The sequence below is a fragment of the Nitrospira sp. Kam-Ns4a genome (assembly GCF_965152595.1).
The window spans coordinates 3461296-3481086 of sequence record NZ_OZ224218.1; the positions used below are offsets into that span (position 1 = coordinate 3461296).

A 19791-nucleotide genomic window follows, 5' to 3' on the forward strand; every position below is an offset into this window, starting at 1 on the left:
ACAAATATATGTCAGGTAGCAATTAGACGCGCAACCCCTGTGAGGGTCGGTTGACAGGTCCAACGGCGATGTTAGAATTCTTGGCCTGGATGGGGGCAGACCTTTGGGCTCATGCCGAATTGTTGAATGAAACCCTCCAGGGACGGAATTCGGCCATCCAAGGCGTACAGGCTTGGATAATTTTGAGCTTCATGTCCTCGTTGTCCCGGTAGCCATAGGCCCGACGGATGACGTTGCGGGCCGTCACGTGGCTCGCCTCGCTGGATCCCAGCGAGCCCTGCTTGTCGCAGAAGGCGAGGATGCCCTCCCAGTGACGCTCCACCAGGGTGACGAACTTCCGATAGGCCGGCATCCGCTGCCACGTGAGCTGGGCCTTCCAGGGCTCCCAGAACCGGCGAGCGCCGCCCTTGTCGGGGGAGTCCCACAGGTGACCGAAGGACTCCTTGAGAAGATGCGCCTTGAGCAGTTTGGGGCTGGCCGCGAGGACGGCGTCGAGGGCCTTGCGGGCCTTGCCGCGAACCCGAGCTCGGCGCGTGAGCAGCACGACCTTCTTGCCCGCCAAGGTCTGCGTGAACCGGCCCAGCGCCTTGCGCAGCTCGGCCTTGCGGACGGTGTTGAGGGCCTCGGTGAGATGGCGCCTCACAGGGAACGTGTCGTCGATGATCTGGCCCCCCCGAACCGCGCCCGTGATCTGGGGGCAGCCGTGAGCCCGGATCCTGGTCTCGAAGGCCCGACCCAGGTCGATCCCCGCGTGGGTGATCGTGGCGGCCCGGTCCGTGCCAAACCAGCGCCAACATCGCTGCAGGCTCTTCTCACTCCGGCCCTCCACCACGGGGAGCCTCGCTGGGCCCCGAGGCCCCTCCAGGGCGTTGATCAGGGTCCAGTACCGGTGGCCTTTGCCTACGCTGATCTCGTCCATCCCCAGCACGGGGATCCCCTCCAGCGACCGGGTCTGCTGCGCCCTGCGGAGGGCCGCCGTGTCAAAGGCCTTGACGGGGTCGCGGGGCCACGCCTGGAAGACGGCCACGGCCTTCACGGTCATCCCCTGGCCCAGCTCGGCCACCAAGCCGGCCAAGGCCGTGGTCACCCGGGCCTACGTGGCCAGCCACGGCAAGGCCTCCCCCGTCAGGCCGCAGGTCGGGCCGTGCACTCGGGACTCCCAGCACGTCAGCACGGTGACGGGCTCCCACCAGATCACGTGGTGGGCCGTGCGTTCCCGAGTCCCGCACCGCCCTGGTCGTCCATTGCCCGCAGCCGCGACCGCGAAACCGGCTCCGATCTGTCCTGGTCAGCCGCAGCACCACCTGGCTTCGCGTGCCGACCCAGCCTTGCTCGATGGCCGTGATTCGGAACCCTGGAATCCCCAACCGTTCGGTGAGACAATGGGGTGCATTGGGCATCTGCGCGATCCTCCCTGGCCTCCGATTTTCCCGATCGAAGGGCAGAGCGTACCTCGTCTCAGGTGCCCTTTGCTCTTGCATGGTTGGACAAAGGCCCGTTCAACATTCCGTCAAGAGCCGACCTTTGACGGACAGCGAGATTAACCGGGCGGTCCAATATGTGACTGCAGTGACGTCCTATGGACGGGAGACTGTGGCAGAAATCATCAGGACCGGTCTTGGGGAACTCGGCTCTCTCGCGACCAGTTCGATCTTCACCTTTGAGCGGGACAGTTTGCTCGAATACGTCTGCCAGTGGACAATCCGGCGGACGGGCTACCCGGAACCCATGGTCCGGGAGGTGCTCGGCCATACCGGGCGCTGGCTGGACGAGCTATGCAAGGAGATTGCCCGTAAGCATCCGGAATTGCTAGGTGAACCGGAAAGCTGATTCTGTCAAACGGTCAGGAAACCCCATGAGGCGGTACCGCAACCGTAGAAGCCGGCTAGTCCGGTCAGAGGCGATCCTCCGAAGAAGCCTGGTCCACACGTTCCACCAAGCTCCGCCCGGACCGTCACAGACCGGCGGCAGCCGCTCCCCCACCGGGGAGGCTGCTCTGGCGGCGCAGTGGGCGGCCCTGCACCACGCTTGTGCCGACCGGGCCAGCCGGGTCCGCCTCGCGCGGCTTTGGGACCGGTTGCGCAGCCGCAATCGAGGCGCCCTGGAATCAGCGGCCGCCGAGGTAAGTCTGGCCGCACAGCTGCTCCAGGCCGGGTGCGCGGTGGGGTTCCTCCCGGAATCGCAGGCGAAGACCGCCGACCTTGAATGCATGCTGGGCTCCGACCGGTTCTTTGTCGAGGTGACAGCCATGGTGGGATCAGGCGGCTCCCGCCGGCTCCCCACGCATGCGGCTGGCTCCCGGCAGGGTCCTGACGAAGGCAGCGACGGACAGGTCCTGGTCAACCGGATCGTCGCCCGGATCGTTCAGAAGGCCAGACAGCTTACGGACTACTGCGAGCCGGTTGTGCTCGCCATCACGATCCCCTACCCGGACACACGTGTCCCGACGCTCGACATCCGGCACCTGGCGGGAACGGTGAGCATGATCCTGCCGCTTGTCCGGCAGGTCAGCGCCGTGCTGCTCTCGCTCTGGCAGGTGACTCCCTCACCGGCGCGCTCGGCAGTCCGGCTGGCCAACGTCTGGATGGTTGAGCGCTCGCCCCAGCAGAGCAGGCAGCCGCGCGTGCAACTGCTGGTCGCGAACCCAGCTCCGGGCTATCCCCTGAGCCGGCGCGGGATCCAGTTGCTCGCCAGACTTCTGTAGCGAAACCCTAGGTCAGCTCACCCGAGGCTCTGCCGGAGTGTCTCCAGGTTCTTGGTGACCATGGCGTCGCCGTTCTTGGTCGAGACTGCGATGCCCTGGTCACAGACCTGCCGGCAGTCCTCGATCCGTCCGAGCTTGTGGAGCGACTGGGCCAGCGCCAGGTACGCGGCTGAATAGGTGGGCTTGACGCTCACGCAGCGCTCCAGGGCAGCCGCCGCCTCCGCGTAGTCGCCCTCCTCCATGTAGGCCTTCCCCAATCCGAACCAGGCGACCTCGTCGTTCGGATCCACGGCCAGGAACTTCTTGAGCGGCTCGATTCTCGGATGCGCCACGCTGGGTCCTCCATGAGGCAGGGTGCTCCACTGTCCAGGCACTTTACTATGGGCCCTGGGCAATTGTCCACGAAGATTCCGGCGTGCTACGATACGTGCTCGTTTAGTTGGCGCGCACGGCCCCCGGCTGGGCGCAGCAGTGGAGCCGCTGATGGGGCGAACCGGATTCGTCTACCACCCAGACTACCTGAGGCACGAGATGGGCCCGGGCCATCCGGAATCCCCCGAGCGGCTTCGCGCCATCGTCGCGCGTCTAGAAGACAGCGGCCTCCTAGGCCGCCTTGTCCGGATTGAGCCTGTGCCGGCCGCCGACGAGTGGCTCACGCTGGTCCACGCTCCGTCCTATGTGAAAAGCCTGAAGGACCGCGAGCCTGCGGTCGGCTATGCCGCCCTCGATCCGGACACGGCCCTGTCGCCGGGTTCGCTGCCCGCAGCCTATCTGGCGGCCGGAGGGGCGCTGGCGGCCGCCGACGCAATCATGGCCGGCCACGTGGACCACGCCTTCTGCGCAGTCCGTCCGCCAGGCCACCATGCCGAACGGAATCGCGCGATGGGATTCTGCCTATTCAACAACGTCGCCATCGCCGCCCGCTACCTGCAGCGTCGCCACGGAATCGCGCGCATCCTCATCGTGGACTGGGACGTGCACCACGGCAACGGCACCCAGCACGTGTTCGAGGAGGACGGCTCGGTCCTCTTCTTCAGTACCCACCAGTATCCGCATTATCCCGGCACCGGGCGGGAGACCGAACGCGGCCATGGGCGGGGAGAGGGCCTGATCATCAACGTACCCCTGCCGCCCGGCCAGGGCGACGAGGCCTATCGGGACTTGTTCCACCGGCTCCTCGTCCCAGCCGCCGACCGGTTCCGGCCTGAGTTCGTGCTGATCTCCGCTGGCTTCGATGCCCACCAAGACGATCCGCTGGCCAGCATGCGGCTGACCGAGCAGGGATACGGCGAGTTGACGGGCATCGTGGCGGGGATCGCCCGGCGCCATTGCCGCGGGCGCCTCCTCTCCTGCCTCGAAGGCGGTTACAACCTAAGGGCTCTGTCCGCCTCCGTGGAACAGCACCTCCTGACCCTGCTGGCGGCGTAGCCTCGGACCTTGGATCCATGCGACGAGCCCACACGATTCTCCTGATCGCCGTCATCGTCGCCGGACTGGTCTACCTCTACTACACCGAGGTCAAGCCGGTGGTCATCTTCGGCCTCCGGGCCGATTACGCTCGGGCCATCCCCTCCCAGCCAATCCCGGCTGGCCTCGACAGCCTGCGGGCGGAAGCCTGCGGCTCCTGTCACCGCGAGATCTACGAGGAGTGGAAGACCAGCATTCACGCCCGTGCCTACACCGATCCCTTCTTCCAGGCCTACTGGAGGAAGGATCGGAACATTTGGGTCTGCCTGAACTGCCACGCCCCGCTCGATAGCCAGCAGCCTACGGTCGTCCAGGAGATCCCCCGCGGCCGCGTCGAGAAGGCCGCCCAGGTGCCCAATCCCCACTACGACCCGGACTATCAAAAGGAAGGCATCTCCTGCGCGGCCTGTCACGTCCGTGACGGCGTGATCCTCGGACCCTTCGACGATTCCGTCGCCCCGCACCCAACGAAGTTCGACCCGGCGTTCCGGACCACGCAGCTCTGTTACCGGTGCCACAACGTCGTGTCGGGGCCGGCTCAGTTTTACAATGTCGGTCCCTGCGGGACGTATGCAGAGTACGAGGGGAAGTTCTTCATGCAGGAGCGCGGGATGATCTGCCAGAGCTGCCACATGCCGGAAGTGGAGCGGCCTGTGGCGGAGGGCGGTCCCCTCCGGCATGGCCGACAACACCTCTGGCGCGGCGGCCATGATCCCGAGATGATCCGACGCGCTGTGGCAGTCCAGGTGGATGCTGAGCCGTCCGTGCCGATTCCGGGGCAGCCAATCCGCTTCACCCTGACGCTGATCAACGCGGGTGCGGGCCATAAGCTGCCGACCGGGGATCCGGATCGGCATTTCACGGTTGAATTCCTTGTGAAGGACGCGAAAGGACGGGTCATAGCCACCCAGGCCGAGACGATGGGGCGCTGGATCCTCTGGCAACCGGTCATACTCGAGCTGTACGACAACCGGCTCCTGCCGCTGGCCAGCCGCGCGTACACCTTTGACTACACGCTGCCGGCCCGACCGGCCGGCTTTACGCTGACCACCCGCGTCCGATACCATATCCTGACGGACAGCCAGCACGAGATGCTGGTCTCCCGGTACGGGCTAACCGGGAACGACCCGTACACCTTTACGATTTACGAGCGCGCGTTTCCGCTTTCTCAGGACCTGGCGGCGGCGCTGGAGGCCGCCCAGGATCCACGAACCGGGTGCGCGGCCAAGTCCGCCGGTTCCCACGGATAAGGCGGTCATCCGCACCCCCAGCCGGAACAAAGGGGACATCATGCATCCGATGTTGATGGATACCGAGACGTTGGAACAGCACTTAGGGCACAGCGATCTCGTCGTCATTGACGTCCGCGGCAAGGCCGCCTACGCGTACGGCGGGCACATCCCGGGGGCGGTCAACGCCACGTGGCACGAATTCAGCGACCCGAACGCGGCCGCGAAGGGCCTGCTGGATCCGGACCTCGCCCGCATCGAGCAGCGGATCCAGGCGCTGGGCGTGAACCAGGACAGCGAGGTGGTCATCTACTCGAACCCCTTCGACAACTGGGGCGACGAAGGCCGCATGTACTGGATGCTGGAATATCTGGGACACACCAGGCTCAAGATCCTCGACGGCGGCTGGGTCAAGTGGGTCGCCGAGCACCGCAAGTACGAGCACGGCGTCGTCACCCCGAAGCCGGGCAACTTCCGCGCCGCGCCCAAGCCGGAATTGATCGTCATGAAGGACGAACTGAAGAAACTGGTTCGGGGCCCGCATCCGGGCGTCACCATTGCGGATGCGCGAAGCCTGGAAGAATATGCCGGGAAGGAGATCATCGGCATCCCGCGGCCCGGACACATCCCCTCCGCCATCAGTGTCCCCTGGAACGCCTTCCTGAACCCGGACGCGACCGTCAAGGATCTGGAGGTCATCCGTCAGCACCTCCACGAGAAGGGGCTGTCCGAGGACCAGGAAGTCATCTGCTATTGCACCGGCGGGGTGCGCTCCTCCTGGTTGTACTGCGTCTTGAAGCTCGCCGGCTTTCCGCGGGTCCGCAATTACCCCGGTTCGTGGTGGGAGTGGAGCCGGGACTTCGCCGCGCCGGTCGCGACGGACCCGCAACTGCTGTACAAGGTCAGAACCCAGGAGCAGCCCAGGCCGTCTTGACTCTAGAGAATTCCACGTGGTATCGTCGCTCAACAGTCGGCGCTCCCGCGTCCGAGCACGTCGTCGGGCCTCTGACGGCCCTTTACCAGCATTCAGACAGGAGGGAGACCCCATGACCAGACAGATCCTCATCGGAGCGTTCGCCGTCGGCCTCATGACCGGACTCCTCAACCTTCCCTACAGCCAGTCCCTCGCCTTGGCAGGCGGCAACCAGCATGTCGCCGAGGCGGTCACGCACGCCAAGGAGGCCGTCGAGCATGGGAAGGCGGGCCATGCCAAGGAGCTGACGATGCACGCGGAAGGCGCGCTGAAGCACGCCGAGGCTGCGCAGAAGGATTCGAAGAACCCGCACCTCGCCGAGGGCGTCAAGGAGCTCAAGAGCGCGGTCGAGCACGGGAAGGCCGGCCATGCGGATGTGGCCACCAAGCACGCCGAGAGCGCGGTGATGCATCTTTCCGAAGTGAAATAGTCGGCGGTCTCAAGGTGTCTTCGGAAGCGGGCAGGGTGCGCATCCCTGCCCGTTTTCGTTTTGAGGTGACGGGGCGTGCGTGTCGGATTCTTCCAGTTCGATCCCGCCTTTGGCGAGGTCAAGCGCAACCTCGACCGGGTCGCAGCCGCGGTTGGGCATGTGACCTGCGACCTCCTGGTCCTTCCCGAGCTGTTCGCGACCGGCTACCAGTTCGTGTCCCGGCAGGAAGTGCTCGACCTGGCCGAGCCGATCCCCGATGGCCCGACCACGCAGCGGCTCCTTGCGCTCGCGCGGGACCGGGGCACGTACCTGGTCGCCGGCCTGGCCGAGCGGGCGGGGGACCGGTGCTACAACTCCGCAGTCCTGGTCGGTCCAGGCGGCTGGATCGGGACCTACCGGAAGGCCCATCTGTTCTACGAGGAGACGCTGTTCTTCGCGCCGGGCGACACCGGATTTCTGGTCTGGGACATCGGGCCGGCCCAGGTCGGGCTCTTGATCTGCTTCGACTGGTTCTACCCTGAGGCGGCCAGGACCTTGGCCCTCCGGGGTGCCGACATCCTGTGTCACCCCGCCAACCTGGTCCTGCCGCACTGCCCCAACGCCATGGTCACCCGCTGTCTTGAGAACCGCGTCTTCAGCATCACGGCCAACCGGATCGGGTCCGAGAAGCGGGGCGGGAAGCGCCGGCTCACGTACATCGGCCAAAGCGAGATCGTGACCCCGGACGGCCACATTCTTTACCGCGCGCTGCGGGACCGGGAGGATCTGACCATCCTGGAAGTAGATCCCCGCGAGGCTCGCGACAAGACTCTGAACCAGTACAACGACCTTCTTAGAGACCGCCGGCCTGGCCTCTACGGCCTGTGACCACCTCCCGTGCCCGCGTTTCCCGGCTTGCACCCGACCTGCCACGCTGTGTAGGATGAGTGCATGCTCCAGCGGTGTCCACTCGGCAAGGGCATCTTCCTCGTAGCCAGCCCAGGGCTTCGGGACCCGAACTTCCGGCAAACCGTCGTCCTGTTGTGCGAGCATGGGCCCGAGGGCGCACTCGGCGTGGTCGTCAACCGCCCGACCGGTATGCTGCTCTCCGAGGCACTCCCCCAGGTTCCCGTCCTCGAAGGGCAGCGGCACATCCTGTACTCGGGCGGACCCGTGCAGCCCAATCAGGTGCTGATCCTCTACCGGCTCACCCAGGAGCCGACGGGTATCCACCATGTCTTTGACGGGGTCTACCTCGGCGGGGACATGGGCGTGTTGGAGCGGGTGCTGCTGGCGTCTGGGAGCGCGGCCGCGTTCCGGGCCTTTGTCGGCTATTCCGGCTGGGGCCCCGGCCAGCTCGAAAACGAGTTGAAGACCGGTTCTTGGATCACGCTCCCGGCCGACCCGGCCGTGGTCTTTGATAAGGACCCGGCCCGCGTGTGGCCGGACATCCTCCGGTCGTTGGGCGGGCCTTTCGAGATCTATGCCGAAATGCCGATTGACCCTAGCCTGAACTAGCCTTCTGCAGTCCCCGGTAGCCCGGCCGGGTGCAAGAGGGGGCGTAGCGCCCTGCCCGTGTGGGACGCTGCCACGTCGGCCACCTGCTCGGGCCGGCCTTCCGCCACGATCCGCCCACCCGCTTCGCCGCCTTCTGGCCCTAGATCAATGATCCAGTCCGCGGTCTTGATGACCTCCAGGTTGTGTTCCACGACGAGCACGGTGTTTCCGGCGTCCACCAGCTTGCCGAGCACGCCGAGGAGCTTCTTGATGTCCTCGAAGTGCAGCCCTGTCGTCGGCTCGTCCAAAATGTAGAGGACGTCGCCTGTGAGCGCCCTCCGGGACCCCGGTCGTGCGCCGGCGGCCGCGAGCTCCGCGGCGACCTTCAGACGTTGTGCCTCGCCGCCGGACAGTGTGGTCGCAGGCTGCCCCAGCCGCAGGTACCCCAGCCCGATCGTGGCCAGCAGGTGGAGCCTCTCCGTCAGTCTGGTCGCGCCGGAGAAGAAGGCCAACGCTTCGCTGACCGTCATCTCCAACACGTCATGGATCGTCTTGCCGCGGTACTGCACCGCCAGGACATCGGGTCGGAACCGGCGTCCCTGACAGTCCTCGCAGGTCACGTAGAGATCTTCGAAGAAATACATCTCCAGCTTCTCGTAGCCGTTGCCCTGGCACCGCTCGCAGCGGCCGCCCGCTGTATTGAACGAGAAGTGGGCCGGCGTGAGCCCGCGGCGCCGGGCCTCCGGTTGCGCGGCGAAGATCGAGCGAATCTCGTCGAAGGCCTTAAGGTACGTGATGGGATTGGACCGGGGCGTCCGCCCGATGGGCTCCTGATCAATCAAGCGTATGCCGCGGAGGTGCTCGAGGCCCTTGATCGCCGTGAACCGGCCGATCGGGAGCGAGGCGACCCGGAAGGCCCGCGCGACGGCCCGGTAGATCGTGTCGTTCACCAACGTGCTCTTGCCCGAACCCGACACGCCAGTCACGCAGACCAGCATGCCGAGCGGGATCTTCACGGTGAGGTGCTTGAGGTTATGCTCGCAGGCACCCACGATCACGAGGGCGCGCCCGTTTTCGCGCCGGCGGGCCACCGGCACTGGGATCGTGGCCTCGCCCCGCAGGTAGCGCGCGGTCAGCGACGCGTCGGCCGCCAGAAAGCGCTCCCGAGGGCCCGTGAAGACCAGTTCCCCGCCCCGCTCGCCCGCCCAGGGCCCCAGCTCGACGACGTAGTCCGCCGACGAGATTACCTGGCGGTCGTGCTCGACGACGACGACCGTGTTGCCCGCTGCGGCGAGATCGCGGAGGATCGTTGCCAGGGTCTCGGTGTCGCGCGCGTGGAGCCCGATGGTCGGCTCGTCCAGCACGTAGAGGGTCCCCACCAGATGGGAGCCCAACTGGCTCGCGAGCGCGATCCGCTGCGACTCCCCTCCGGAGAGCGTTCGGGTCTGCCGGGAGAGCGTCAGATAACCCAGGCCAACCCGGAGCAGAAACCCCGCCTTGCACGCGAGCTGTCGGAGCAGGTCCGCAGCCACGGCCGCGTCGAACGCCGGCAGGGACAATTGCTCCAGCCACAGGGCGAAGTCGCGGATCGTCAGCTCCGACACCTGATGGATCGTCCACCCCGCCACCGTGACGAGCAGCGCCTCGGGCCTGAGTCGGGTCCCGCCGCAAGCCACACAGGGGAAAGGGCTCCGGTACCGACTGAGAAAGACCCGCACGTGCAGCTTGTATCGCTTCTGCTCCAGGTAGTCGAAGAACTGGTGAATCCCCTCGAATCGCCCGTCGCCGCTCCAGAGGAGCGCCCGTTCCTCCTCCGACAACCGGGCGTACGGTACGGCGAGGTTGACGCCGCGCCGCTTCATCCCGAGCAACATCTGTTTCTGCCACCAGTCGGTGCCGGGTTTGGTCCATGGCTCCACAGCGCCGTCGGCCAGGGATCGAGTTCGGTCCGGGATGACGAGATCCTCGTCGTAACGCAGGATGTTCCCGAAGCCCTTGCACGCGGGGCAGGCGCCCAAGGGATGGTTGAACGAGAAGGTCACGGGCCGCACGGGCCCGAACGTCCGTCCGCAGCGGGGGCAGCGCGCGTCGGCGCTGTAGACCTGGCGGCCGTGCCCGATGACGTCCACGCAGCAGAGGCCTCGCCCCTCTTGAAAGGCGGTCTCGACGGCCTCGATCAGGCGGCCGCGGTTCGCCAGGCTGAGCTGGAGCCGGTCCAGCACGACATGGAGCTCGGCGCCGCGTGCGACTGGCAACGGCCGCCCTGGTTCGAGCTCAATCGTCTCCTCCCCGCTCATGACCCGCAGGAAGCCCCGCGTCAGCAGCGAGGCAGCCACCTGGTCGCCGGACTCCCCGTCGGACATGGTGATCGGAAAGAGGATCCGGGCGCGGGCGCTGGGAAAGCGGCCGAGCAGCTCGTCGGCGACGGCGGCGGAGGCATAGCTGCGTGCTTCCTCCTTGCAGTCCGGACAGATCTGGTGGCCGATCTTGGCGAAAAGCAGCCGCAGCAGGTCCGCGATCTCGGTCGCCGTGGCGACGGTGGAGCGGGCCGTCCGGACCGGATTCTTCTGCTCGATCGCGATGGCAGGCCTGATGTTGACGATCCGGTCCACGTCCGGACGATCCACGCGGTCCAGGAACATCCGCGCGTAGGTGGAAAGCGACTCCATGTACCGCCACTGCCCCTCGGCAAAGAGCGTATCGAAGGCGAGGGAGGACTTGCCGGATCCCGACACGCCAGTCACGACGGTGACGGCGTTGTGCGGAATGCGCAGGGAGAGGTTCTTCAGGTTGTGTTGCCGCGCGCCTTTGACGACAAGATCACTCTCGGTCTGCGAAGAAGAGCGGGGCTGCGTCACGGGGACACCTCGGCTGCTCGGCACGCGGGCATCGTAACAAGCGCCGGTCGGCGCTGCAACACGGGGCTGACGCACCGCGCGGCCGGCTCGTCCAGCCGAGGCCAGGAGACAGGAGCGCCGGAGCCGCAGCAAGCCACAACCTGAAGGCGCGGCGGCGCCTGCGAGGGCCCTCCGCTGACAGGCGGAGGGCGACCCGACTCGGGTTTCAGAACAGCACGAGGAAAGACTCGTCGGTCTCAGCGGTCAGGGAGGATGGCGGGGCAGGCGCGAGGAACCGCCGCCAGGCGCTCGGCCTGGCAGCGCGCCATGTCGAGCACCGCGAGGGGACTGCCTGACAGCGTGCGGGGGAGCCTGGTCAAATGGCTATTCTCCGCCCTTCTGCACATAGTTCTTGACGAATTCCTCCGCGTTCTTCTCAAGGACTTCGTCAATCTCGTCAATGAGCTTGTCAATGTCTTCCTTGAGCTTCTTGCCCGTCTCGACGACCTTGGGGTTTGGTTTGACGTCGTCCTTGGCCTGGGTATCTCGCTTAGACTCAGGTCTCCTCTCTTGCTTCTCCATAGGAGCACCTCCCGGTGTCGGACTGGTCACCACCTCGGTCATGCACGATCAGCCTCGCACGCTCCCTCAGAATACTCCCGGCCACCCGCGCCGTCAAGACAAGGGCGCATCCGCGCTACCGGGCGATCAGCGACACGATCAGCAGCGCGACAATATTGATCACTTTGATCATCGGATTGATCGCGGGGCCAGCCGTGTCCTTGCAGGGATCGCCGACGGTGTCGCCGGTCACCGCAGCCTTGTGCGTGTCCGTGCCTTTCTTGCCCTGCTCCTCGATGTACTTCTTGGCGTTGTCCCAGGCACCGCCGCCGCTGGTCATCGAAATGGCGACGAACAGCCCGGTGACGATGCTCCCGACGAGCACCCCGCCCAGCGCCTGCGGCCCCAGGATGACGCCGACTAGGATGGGAGACAGCACCGGGATCAGCCCGGGCACCATCATCTTCTTGATCGCGGCCTGGGTGACGATATCCACGCAGGTTCCGTATTCGGGCTTTGCGGTCCCCTCCATGATTCCCTTGATCGTCCGGAACTGCCTCCGCACCTCCTCGACCACCAGCCCGCCAGCCTGGCCGACCGCCTTCATGCACAGCGAGCCAAACAGGAACGGCAACATCCCGCCCAGAAATAGCCCCACGAGCACATCGGGGTTCGAAAGGTCGAAGCCGCTCGCGTTCTTTTCCCCCGCCACGGCCCGGGCGTATTCGGCGAACAGCACGATTGCCGCCAGGCCGGCAGAACCGATCGCGTACCCCTTGGTGACAGCTTTCGTCGTGTTCCCCACGGCGTCGAGGGGATCCGTAATGTTCCTGACGTCCTTGCCCAGGTGCGCCATTTCGGCGATCCCACCCGCGTTGTCGGTGATGGGCCCAAAGGCGTCAATGGCCACGACGATGCCGGCCATCGAGAGCATGGAGACGGCGGCCACCGCGACGCCGTACAGCCCGCCGCCGTCCGCCCCGCCGCAGACCCAGAAGCTGCCCAAGATCGCCGCCGCGATGACCACGACGGGCCAGCCCGTCGCCTGCATGCCGACCGCGAGCCCCGCGATGATGTTGGTGGCATGGCCGGTCTCACTTGCCTTGGCGATCTCCTGGACCGGGCTGAAGCTCTTGGACGTGTAGTAGTCCGTGATGAACACCATCGCGAGCGTCACTGCCAGCCCGAGCAGCGCGGCGACGTAGTAATGGAGCCCGCTCACGCCACCCACATCGTCCATGAGCTTCATCGTGACAGGAAAGAAGGCCACGGCGGCGAGCCCGCCCGCCACGAAGAGCCCCTTGTAGAGCGCGGGCATGATCCCCCCGCCCGGACCGACCTTGACGAACAGAATACCGACGATCGTAGCCAGGATGGTCACCCCGCCCAGGGCCAGGGGATACAGGATCGGCTCGCCCTGGCCCCCGAACAGCGTCAAGGCCAGCACCATCGCCGCGACCGTCGTGACCGCATAGGTCTCGAACAGGTCAGCGGCCATCCCGGCGCAGTCCCCCACGTTGTCGCCCACGTTGTCCGCGATCACCGCCGGGTTGCGCGGGTCGTCCTCCGGGATGCCCGCCTCCACCTTGCCGACCAAGTCAGCGCCGACGTCGGCCGCCTTCGTGTAGATGCCACCGCCGACGCGGGCGAATACCGAGATCAGGCTGCCCCCGAAGCCCAGGCTCAGCAGCGCGTGGACGGCCTTACTCGGACCCGCGACGGCCGACGCAAACGCGTAGAAGCCGGTCACGGCCAGGAGCCCCAACCCGATTAGCAGCAGGCCCGTCACCGCTCCGCCGCGGAACGCCACCGTCAGCGCCGCGTTGAGCCCGTCGTGGGCGGCTTGCGCGGTCCGCACGTTGGCGCGGACAGCGATGTTCATCCCGACGTACCCCGCGGTCGCCGAGGCGGCAGCCCCCACCAAGAACCCGACGGCGGTGAGGAGTCCGAAATGGTCGGACCAGAGCCCGGCGAGCCAGAGCACGGCGAAGAGGACCGCGGCGACCAGCCCTACCGTCCGATATTGCCGGTTCAGATAGGCGGCGGCCCCCTCCTGGATCGCCTGCGCGATGCGCTGCATCTCCTTGTTCCCCGCATCGAGCTTGAACACCCACAGAGCCAGATAGAGCCCATACCCAATCCCCGCCGCCGCAGTCGCGAGCGCGAAGACAATGATCGCTGTCGAAGCTTCCACAGAAATCTCCTCTCGTTGCTAAGCGAGCAGATGACCTGAACCGGTTCGGAGACGGATCTCAGGCCACGCGTCTGTCCACGTTCCCGTGGACAGGCGGGACGTCGTCACGTGATCACAAAAACCGGGCCATTGTAACGGACGGTCCCGCAATGATCAAGACGAAACGCCGCCACCCGTCCCTAGCTTGTTCTACGGAGTCTGAGGGAGCCCGCCGGCACGGACCCTCGCGTTTGCGGGATCAGAACGGATTTTGGTATAGTGTGGCGCCGAGGTGAGCGAACATGAGCCTGCAGCCTGAATACATCCTGGTCGAAGGGAAGGAGTTCACGAAGGAGGAACTCTCGCTGGACAACCACGTCTTCAAGAACTGCACGATCGACCGCTGCAAGATCTACTACAGCGGCGGCCCCTTCGAGCTAATTGATACGCACATCACGGACTCCGAGCTGATCTTGAACCAGCCTGCCAAGAACATCTACTCCGCCATTCAGATCTTCAAGGTGAAATCTCCGGGGTCCACTATCAGGACCGATTAACCTACCCTCCCATCGCGCCTAGCGGAGCGGAATATTGACCGCCCGTTTGACGATTGGGATCGGCTGAAAGACTGGGTCCTGCGCCCCCTTGGGCGACTCTGCTTCGATCCGCTGCAGGAACTCAGGTGGCCCGCTCACTGGTGCGTACTCAAGCGCGGCCTCAACGTCGAAGGAGGGCGCATCCTTCGGAGTTGGAAACGTAAATTTCTCGATTCGGCTCTCATCGGGCCTCAAGACCGTGTCCTCAAGCACCTTCACCGCTTTGAAGTCGAAGACAGTCTTCTGACCTTTGGCATCCGCATAGGTCCGCCCGTACACCCGCTGCTCCCCGTACACTTTCTTGAGGTTCTTGCCCTTGATCGTCAGATCAAGCACCACCCGGGCCCACCCCGGATGGGTGGTCGGCAGGTTGTGCGGTACCAGGCTGTGGACCGTCACCGTCACGGTGGTCTGAGGCCCCTGCACCTCGGTTTTGATGTCGAGCCGCGCGGCCTCCTGGCGAAGCTTGCCGACGCGCCCCGGGAAGGAATGGTTGGCCACCTTTCGCTTGTTCTCCCCGTTCGCGGACTCCCCGACCGCCTCCGGCATGTGGCAGGTCTGGCACTCCTTGCCGGACTTATAGGCCTTGCCGTGCTCCCAATCCCCGAGCAAGTCGTTGCTCTTCCCCAGATTGCCCGCTGTCGGGACCGCCAGGTGGCAGTTCAGGCACAGCTCGGAACGCCGGTACAGTTGGAGTTCCATGGAATCGTGCGCTTTGTTCTGCACGTAGTCCTTATAGGGCCCGTAGAGGGTTCGCCCTAGCTCATACTTGGGGACCGGCACCAGGCTCGTGCGGTCCACCTGTTTGATCAGGTGGCACTGGGTGCAACCGACCCCATCAATGGTGGGCTCGCCCGACTGCACCTGTGTGACGAAGGTCTGCACCTGGTCCGTGAACTCGTTTATGTGCGGCGCATGGCACCGAAGGCAGAGAGCCTTGTCTTTCCCTCCGGAATAGGCCAAGTACTCATCCAGCGCAGCCCGGAACGCAGGAGAATGAATGGACCGAGACAGCGGAGAGGTTTCCCACTCTTCGAAGACACGCTCGTGACAGCGCTTACACTTGTTGGAGTGTGGGAACACCTTGTCAATGGACCGGTCTTTCCCGGAATCCTGGGCGAGCCCGACCTGCCACCACGCAACGACCGCCATCAATGAGAGCGCCGCCGCAGCCAGGGCGACAGTGAACCACGTTCGAATCGTTCGTGCCACAGCTTGCATGTCCCTCCTGTCTCCGTCCGAAGACGCGATCGGATTGTCGCGATCCATCCGCAAGCAGGCTCCGTTACAAGACCTTCGTCCGGAACGTCAGCACGCGCGGCTGCGTGTATTCTTGAATCAGTTTCGACGCCATGTCTCGATCCTTGTCCGTCGGCAGCGTGGCCAAATAGCGCTCCTTGAGGGTCGGCTCAGGAGTCGGGATCAGGGCATAGGTCAGCAAGGCCTCCACCACCGCCGGGGCTCCCTCCGCCGAGAGCATCAGGGAAAAGGGGATGCGCCTGGTCGTCCCGCCCTTGACCAGCGGTTCCGGAATCGGCCCCCGGAGGATCTTGTCGTAGGGAAGGCCGAAGCGCTTCTCTTCGGTGGCCAACACCTGGCCGTCCGCAGTCTTCACGGTGATGGTGACAAAATACTGCTTTAGGACCGGGTCGCCGTCCGGGAAGCTGTGCGGCAGGCTCCCCGTGCGGACCAACACGGTCCCCTCCACCTGGCTCGAGCCCTTCCGCGCCTCGATGTCAAGCCGGGGCATCCACTCGGCCTGCAGATTGCGATTCTTCAGCATGATGCCGGGGATGACCACGCCGCGGAACCAGTGCCGCCCGATCGAGCGGGTCATCGCGCCGCGTTTCGAGGTGGAACTTCCAGTGGACGGCTCCATGTGGCAGTCCTGACAGACGGTCCCTTTGAGGATCTCGCCGGGGAGATCCCGTCTGGTCACGTCCTTGACTTTATCGAAATGACAAGCCGTGCAGTAGTTCGCGCCGCGGAAGACATCGGACTGGCTGGACGGATGAACGAGGTTCTCTTCAGGCTCGGCGTACGGCCCGTAGATGACTTTTCCCGGTTGGATCTTGAAGGTCGGCGGAGGCGCCTCCTTGTCCGAGACGGCGTTGATCAGGTGACAGGAGGCGCACCCAATCCCCTCGATCTCCACCTTACCGGAGAGGACCTGGGCTGTGACCTTTTCAACGTACTGGGGGAAGACGGTCATCGCCGGGGCGTGGCAGGACAGGCACCGCGTCCGCTCCTCGGTCGTCGGATTCGTCTGCAGCCAGAGCCCGAGGACCGTCTTGAAGATGGGCGATTCGAGCGAGGTCCCATGGAGCAAGGCCGCGTCCACGCGCCCGAAGGTCTTCAGGTCGGGGGTCTGCTCGCGCATCCCCTTCCATTCTTCATAGTGACGGTCGTGGCACTGCTTGCAATCCTCCGAACGTATGAAGATCTTCTCGATCTCGTCCACCCATTCGGCTGTCCCCTGGCTATCGGTCTTCTGGGCGATCGCCCGGCCTTGATACACCGCGCCAGCGACAACCAGCGCCGCCAGCAAGACTGCGCCCGCTACCGCATGCCCTCTCCCCATGCCACGCTCCCCGACCAGAGGCCTGCTGAGGATTCCGAATCAATCGCTCAGACACCGCACGAAGTGAAAATTGATGATGCCCCCGACGCCCTGCTCGTTCGGATCCGCCGGTTCATAGGTACCCACAGTGAAGCCACATTGCTGCTTCACCCGTTTCAACGCCCGGCCGAAGTCCTTCAGGTCAACGATCTCTGTCTTGTCAATTTCCTTGATGACCGCCCGCACCTTGATCCCGGCCATCTCGGCAGGGGTCCCCCCGATGACCTCGAAGACGACGACGCCCACAGGCTTCTGGAGTTTGAGCTCCTTCTGAATCTCTTCGTCCACCGGGCCGACGACGACGCCGAACTCCTCCCCCAGCTTGAGCGCCTCCTCTTCCGTCATCCCGTCGCTGCTCTGCCCCGAAGCCGGAAGGGGCGGGGACAGGCTCCACGCGCTTGCCGCGACGAGGCACAGCACCACCGTCCAGCACGACGGCGGAAGCGCCGACCATCCGCCCCGGCGCGCCCGAGCCCTCACGCTTCCCGCACCGGAGACCCTCAGGTCGCGGCTGGCGAGTCTGATCCTGTCAGCGTCCCTCATAGCTTCTTGATGGGATCAATCAGAAGCTGGAACCAGGGAGCCACCGCCTTCTGGCCATTGCGCTCCTTGTTCTCGCCGTTCCACACCGCGAACGCGATAGCCTGGAGGCGTCCCGGCTCCAGTCTTGCCTCATTCTCGGGATCGGTGCTGGTCATCGGCCGGCGGATGACGACGCGCCAGACTCCATTCTTCCAGGTCGCGCTCCCCTGCACCTTGCCCTGCGTTTGCTTGCTCGTCAGCGTGCTGAAGCCGCCGCCGACCAGATCTTCAACGGAGGAAGCGCGCCGTGGAATCACCTCGAATCGCCGCACCTCGCCGCTCCCCCCCTTGCCCTTTTCGCCTGCGCGGGCCGCCCGCCGATCAATATCGCTCTGCCAGTCGGCCTTCCAATGCCAGATGTTGATGTAGTGGTCCAACTGCCCCATGCAGAAAAAGGCCGGCGCATCCCCCAGCGGCAACCCGATTGCCACGCCGTCCCGAAAGGTCCCCGGCGTCAGCCGGTCGTTCTTGGTGTTGTCCTCCCACTCGAGGAGGAAGGCAAGATCGGTGCCGTTGTGCACGCTCCGGACCACCAAGGCTCGAGCGGAGGGCTCCGGCCACACTGGCCGGGTGATCACCTGCCCGCTCAGCGGCAGCGTAATCGGAGGAATGTTTTGCCATGCAGGATCGTCTGGCGTCGTGGGGATCTCGCCGGAGATGAAGTGAGATCGGATGATCATCCCCTCAGAGCTGACAATGGGGATGCTCAACCAGCCGAGGACCAGGGCCGCAACCAAGACACCGAAGAACAGCGAAAGAACGGAAGAAGACCGGAACCGCCCCGATCGCACCATACCCGTGCCCCATCTGACCAGATTCGGACCGTGGATGAGAAGCCCCGGAGCCTGCTTCGCTGGTCAGCGACCGGGGCCCCGTGTGCCCCGGTGCGCTACCACAACTTGACGCGGCGGATCTTGTTCTCGCCCCGCTCACAGATATACAGGGACCCGCGCGAATCCAGCGCGAGCCCGACGGGCGAGTTCACGACCGCCTCGACGGCCAGGAGCCCGTCACCGTGCTTCAGCATGCCCGGCGCATCCTTGGCGACGAATCGGGCCATGCCGCACCCGCCCATGTTTTTGTCCTCGTAGCCGCTGTCGCCGTTCCCCGCCACCGTGGTGATGATGCCCGTCTCCGCATCCACCTTTCTTACCCGGTGGTTCATCGTGTCCGACACGTACATGTTGTCATGGGCGTCGAAGATCACAGCTTCCGGCGCGTGCAGCATGGATTTGACGGCTGGCTTGCCGTCGCCGTCGAAGCCGTACCAGCAGACGCCCGCCACCGTGGTGATGATACCGGTCTCCCGATCAATCTTGCGGACGCGGTTGCTGCCCTTGTCCACGACGTAGATGTGGCCGCGGCTGTCCACTGCGATCCCTACGAGGTCGTACAGCCTGGCCTCCAAGGCCGGCTTGCCGTCGTCGAGGTAGAGCGACAGGTCCACGCCGGTCGAACATTCCGGCCGCAGCCAGCTCTCATCGCCTGTGAAGTCAATCCCGATGGCATCCCCGGACAGCACGACGAGGTTCTTGGCCACCAGAGGCTGCTCACGCGCATCGTCCTCCGCCGACCACGTGCCTGCGATCGTGGTGACCAGGCCGGTCCGCGGGTCGTAGCGCCGGACCCGATGGGCCTGGGTGTCGGCGATATACATCACGTCGTCCTGGTCGAAGGCGATGGCGGCCGGCCAGGTCAGGTTCACCTCGAGCGCGGGCCCGTCGCCGTTGAAGCCATGCTGCCCGGTCCCGACCACCGTTGTGATGATCCCCGTGTCGCGATCCACCCGACGGATCCGGTTGCTGCCTGAATCACAGATGTACAGATGGTTCTGGGAATCGAAGGCCACATCCAGCGGCAGATAGAGCCCAGCTTCACTGCAAGGCCCGCCATCCCCGCTGTAGCAGGTTTCTCCGATGCCGGCGAAGTTGTGAACGGTCCCCTCCAGCAGATCAATACGCCGAACGCGGTCCGATCCCGACTCCGCGAAATAGAGGTAGCGCTCCTCCTTGTCCAGCGCCGCGTGATGCGGGAGTGGAATCCCCGCCTTGGTGGCGAGCTTGCCGTCGCCGGTGCTCCGGGCCTTCCCGTTGCCCGCGAAGGTTTCGATATAGCCGACCGCCAGTTCTGCAACCGTCCCCAT

General features: G+C 65.2%; 19 protein-coding genes. 9 read left to right on the forward strand and 10 right to left on the reverse strand.

Going from position 1 to position 19791, the window contains the following annotated elements; all coding sequences use genetic code 11:
* Positions 1 to 109: 109 nt before the first annotated feature.
* On the reverse strand, positions 110 to 1087 hold the full coding sequence (locus ACWHYQ_RS17325) for an ISL3 family transposase (protein ID WP_447973355.1): 978 nt from the start codon (positions 1085 to 1087) through the stop codon (positions 110 to 112).
* Between the two features lie 506 nt (positions 1088 to 1593).
* On the opposite strand from ACWHYQ_RS17325, the gene ACWHYQ_RS17330 reads away from it, so the two are divergent.
* Together ACWHYQ_RS17330 and ACWHYQ_RS17335 are read left to right on the forward strand one after the other, a co-directional pair.
* Positions 1594 to 1830, forward strand: coding sequence for a hypothetical protein (locus ACWHYQ_RS17330; protein WP_447973356.1), 237 nt, complete (start codon positions 1594 to 1596; stop codon positions 1828 to 1830).
* A 25-nt stretch (positions 1831 to 1855) separates the two neighbouring features.
* Entirely contained in the window at positions 1856 to 2704 is an 849-nt protein-coding gene (locus ACWHYQ_RS17335; RefSeq protein ID WP_447973357.1) for a hypothetical protein, read from the forward strand.
* A 17-nt stretch (positions 2705 to 2721) separates the two neighbouring features.
* Here ACWHYQ_RS17335 and ACWHYQ_RS17340 read toward each other — a convergent pair whose 3' ends face one another.
* Positions 2722 to 3036, reverse strand: a complete 315-nt coding sequence (locus ACWHYQ_RS17340) for a tetratricopeptide repeat protein (RefSeq protein WP_447973358.1) — start codon at positions 3034 to 3036, stop codon at positions 2722 to 2724.
* 151 nt (positions 3037 to 3187) lie between these two features.
* Here ACWHYQ_RS17340 and ACWHYQ_RS17345 point away from each other — a divergent pair, with 151 nt between their 5' ends.
* The 6 genes from ACWHYQ_RS17345 (at position 3188) to ACWHYQ_RS17370 (ending at position 8300) form a co-directional block, all read left to right on the forward strand.
* Positions 3188 to 4132 carry a histone deacetylase family protein gene (locus ACWHYQ_RS17345; protein ID WP_447973359.1) on the forward strand — a complete coding sequence of 315 codons (945 nt, stop codon included), beginning with the start codon at positions 3188 to 3190 and terminating at the stop codon, positions 4130 to 4132.
* Between the two features lie 17 nt (positions 4133 to 4149).
* Positions 4150 to 5421: a multiheme c-type cytochrome gene (locus tag ACWHYQ_RS17350; protein ID WP_447973360.1), complete on the forward strand. Its 1272-nt coding sequence runs from the start codon at positions 4150 to 4152 to the stop codon at positions 5419 to 5421.
* A 40-nt stretch (positions 5422 to 5461) separates the two neighbouring features.
* The gene (locus ACWHYQ_RS17355; RefSeq protein WP_447973361.1) at positions 5462 to 6334 is read left to right on the forward strand and encodes a sulfurtransferase; all 873 of its coding nucleotides are present in this window, start codon (positions 5462 to 5464) and stop codon (positions 6332 to 6334) included.
* Positions 6335 to 6446: 112 nt separating this feature from the next.
* Positions 6447 to 6803: a small metal-binding protein SmbP gene (gene smbP / locus ACWHYQ_RS17360; RefSeq protein ID WP_447973362.1), complete on the forward strand. Its 357-nt coding sequence runs from the start codon at positions 6447 to 6449 to the stop codon at positions 6801 to 6803.
* 75 nt (positions 6804 to 6878) lie between these two features.
* Positions 6879 to 7670 (forward strand): nitrilase-related carbon-nitrogen hydrolase, encoded by a 792-nt coding sequence (locus ACWHYQ_RS17365; protein WP_447973363.1) that lies wholly within the window; start codon positions 6879 to 6881, stop codon positions 7668 to 7670.
* 63 nt (positions 7671 to 7733) lie between these two features.
* Entirely contained in the window at positions 7734 to 8300 is a 567-nt protein-coding gene (locus ACWHYQ_RS17370) for a YqgE/AlgH family protein (protein ID WP_447973364.1), read from the forward strand.
* Here the strand turns inward: ACWHYQ_RS17370 and uvrA are convergent.
* From uvrA to ACWHYQ_RS17385, 3 genes are all read right to left on the reverse strand, one after another.
* Positions 8297 to 11137, reverse strand: a complete 2841-nt coding sequence (gene uvrA / locus ACWHYQ_RS17375; protein WP_447973365.1) for an excinuclease ABC subunit UvrA — start codon at positions 11135 to 11137, stop codon at positions 8297 to 8299. The two genes, ACWHYQ_RS17370 and uvrA, sit on opposite strands and share 4 nt — an antisense overlap.
* A 363-nt stretch (positions 11138 to 11500) precedes the next feature.
* Positions 11501 to 11698, reverse strand: coding sequence for a ubiquitin-like protein Pup (locus ACWHYQ_RS17380; protein ID WP_447973366.1), 198 nt, complete (start codon positions 11696 to 11698; stop codon positions 11501 to 11503).
* A gap of 115 nt (positions 11699 to 11813) precedes the next feature.
* On the reverse strand, positions 11814 to 13871 hold the full coding sequence (locus tag ACWHYQ_RS17385) for a sodium-translocating pyrophosphatase (RefSeq protein ID WP_447973367.1): 2058 nt from the start codon (positions 13869 to 13871) through the stop codon (positions 11814 to 11816).
* A 281-nt stretch (positions 13872 to 14152) separates the two neighbouring features.
* Here ACWHYQ_RS17385 and ACWHYQ_RS17390 point away from each other — a divergent pair, with 281 nt between their 5' ends.
* Positions 14153 to 14407, forward strand: a complete 255-nt coding sequence (locus ACWHYQ_RS17390; protein WP_447973368.1) for a hypothetical protein — start codon at positions 14153 to 14155, stop codon at positions 14405 to 14407.
* An 18-nt stretch (positions 14408 to 14425) separates the two neighbouring features.
* Here the strand turns inward: ACWHYQ_RS17390 and ACWHYQ_RS17395 are convergent, their stop codons facing one another.
* From ACWHYQ_RS17395 to ACWHYQ_RS17415, 5 genes are all read right to left on the reverse strand, one after another.
* Positions 14426 to 15667, reverse strand: a complete 1242-nt coding sequence (locus ACWHYQ_RS17395) for a multiheme c-type cytochrome (protein ID WP_447973369.1) — start codon at positions 15665 to 15667, stop codon at positions 14426 to 14428.
* Between the two features lie 64 nt (positions 15668 to 15731).
* Entirely contained in the window at positions 15732 to 17027 is a 1296-nt protein-coding gene (locus ACWHYQ_RS17400; protein ID WP_447973370.1) for a multiheme c-type cytochrome, read from the reverse strand.
* Positions 17028 to 17066: 39 nt separating this feature from the next.
* Positions 17067 to 17411, reverse strand: coding sequence for a hypothetical protein (locus ACWHYQ_RS17405; RefSeq protein ID WP_447973371.1), 345 nt, complete (start codon positions 17409 to 17411; stop codon positions 17067 to 17069).
* Positions 17412 to 17605: 194 nt separating this feature from the next.
* Complete coding sequence (locus ACWHYQ_RS17410) at positions 17606 to 18328, reverse strand: ethylbenzene dehydrogenase-related protein (protein ID WP_447973372.1); 723 nt, start codon at positions 18326 to 18328, stop codon at positions 17606 to 17608.
* A gap of 209 nt (positions 18329 to 18537) precedes the next feature.
* Positions 18538 to 19791, reverse strand: a complete 1254-nt coding sequence (locus ACWHYQ_RS17415; RefSeq protein WP_447973373.1) for an NHL domain-containing protein — start codon at positions 19789 to 19791, stop codon at positions 18538 to 18540.